The organism is Oleiphilus sp. HI0067 (genome assembly GCF_001635735.1).
Genome location: NZ_LWFI01000151.1, coordinates 1 through 1,517, shown reverse-complemented (window position 1 = coordinate 1,517; position 1,517 = coordinate 1). Strand labels below are relative to the sequence as shown.

Annotated in this window: 4 protein-coding genes; all 4 read right to left on the bottom strand. The window is 46.9% G+C overall.

The window, feature by feature from the left end; genetic code table 11:
• On the bottom strand, positions 1–536 hold a 536-nt coding region (rpsD, locus tag A3739_RS02020; protein ID WP_068500056.1), incomplete at its 3' end, for a 30S ribosomal protein S4.
• A 14-nt stretch (positions 537–550) separates the two neighbouring features.
• Complete coding sequence (gene rpsK, locus A3739_RS02015) at positions 551–940, bottom strand: 30S ribosomal protein S11 (RefSeq protein ID WP_068475240.1); 390 nt, start codon at positions 938–940, stop codon at positions 551–553.
• Between the two features lie 13 nt (positions 941–953).
• Entirely contained in the window at positions 954–1,310 is a 357-nt protein-coding gene (gene rpsM, locus A3739_RS02010) for a 30S ribosomal protein S13 (protein ID WP_068475237.1), read from the bottom strand.
• Between the two features lie 137 nt (positions 1,311–1,447).
• Positions 1,448–1,517: 50S ribosomal protein L36 (gene rpmJ, locus A3739_RS27915; protein WP_156502258.1), on the bottom strand; the 70-nt coding region annotated here is incomplete at its 5' end.

The following is a 1,517-nucleotide window of genomic DNA, read 5'->3' as shown; positions in this document are numbered from 1 at the left end:
GCAAGCTTGCTTGTATCAACTTCGACCCACTCAACTGGCGCACGGTTGCCCGCCAATTCAACTGCGTTTTTAACACGCAATTGGTTCTTTGCTTTTTCACGAACAGAGATAGTATCGCCCGCTTTCACTTGATATGAAGCAATGTTTACAACATTGTCATTTACAAGGATCGCTTTGTGCGAAACTAACTGACGTGCTTCTGCACGAGTAGATCCAAAACCCATACGGTATACAACATTGTCTAGGCGTTGTTCTAAAAGCTGAAGCAAGTTCTCACCAGTCGCACCCTTACGGCGCGCTGCTTCTTTGTAATAGCCACGGAACTGCTTCTCTAATACGCCGTATAAACGACGAACTTTCTGTTTCTCACGGAGCTGAGTACCGTACTCAGACAAACGACCACGACGAGCGCCGTGCATGCCTGGTGCAGTTTCAAGATTACATTTTTGGTCTAGTGCCTTAGCACCGCTCTTCAAAAACAGATCTGTCCCTTCACGACGAGACAGTTTACATTTTGGTCCAATATAACGAGCCATTTATCTGTTCTCCCCTAAACGCGACGTTTCTTCGATGGACGACAGCCGTTGTGTGGAATCGGCGTTACGTCAGTGATGTTTGTGATTTTGTAACCACAAGCGTTTAGTGCTCGAACAGCGGACTCGCGTCCTGGCCCAGGCCCTTTAACCATAACTTCTAGGTTTTTGAGGCCGTATTCAGCAGCCGCGTTACCGGCTCTTTCAGCTGCTACCTGCGCAGCAAAAGGTGTGCTCTTACGTGAACCACGGAATCCAGAACCACCTGCAGTTGCCCATGAAAGAGCGTTACCTTGGCGATCTGTAATGGTCACGATAGTGTTGTTGAATGAAGCGTGGATATGCGCCATTCCGTCAACAACAGTCTTTTTCACCTTTTTACGGGTACGTGTACCTGGCTTTGCCATTACTGTTTCCTACTTATTTACGAATTGGTTTGCGTGGACCCTTACGAGTGCGAGCGTTAGTCTTACTACGCTGACCACGCACAGGCAAACTGTGGCGGTGGCGAAGACCACGGAAGCAACCAAGATCCTTCAAACGTTTAATGTTCATTTGTACTTCACGGCGCAAATCACCTTCAACGGTCAGTTTAGTGACCTCAGTACGAAGCGAATCCAACTGTTCTTCAGTTAGCGAGCTAACTTTAGCTGTTGGAGTAACGCCTGTTGCGTCGCAAAGTTTGTATGCTGTCGTTCTACCTACACCATAAATGTACGTCAGTGAAATCACTGCGTGCTTATTGTCAGGTATGTTGACACCGGCTATACGTGCCATTCATCTAACTCCGCTTAATTCAATGACCTTAGGGATTTCCCTTGGCCATATTTGTTACCGTCATTAAAAAGGGCGCGAATCATATACCTTGATCAAAAATAAATCAAGGGAATGTCACGCCCTTTTACAAGCCTGGTTTAACCCTGGCGTTGCTTATGACGAGGTTCTGAGCAAATGACTCGAACTGAGCCATTGCGACGAATAATT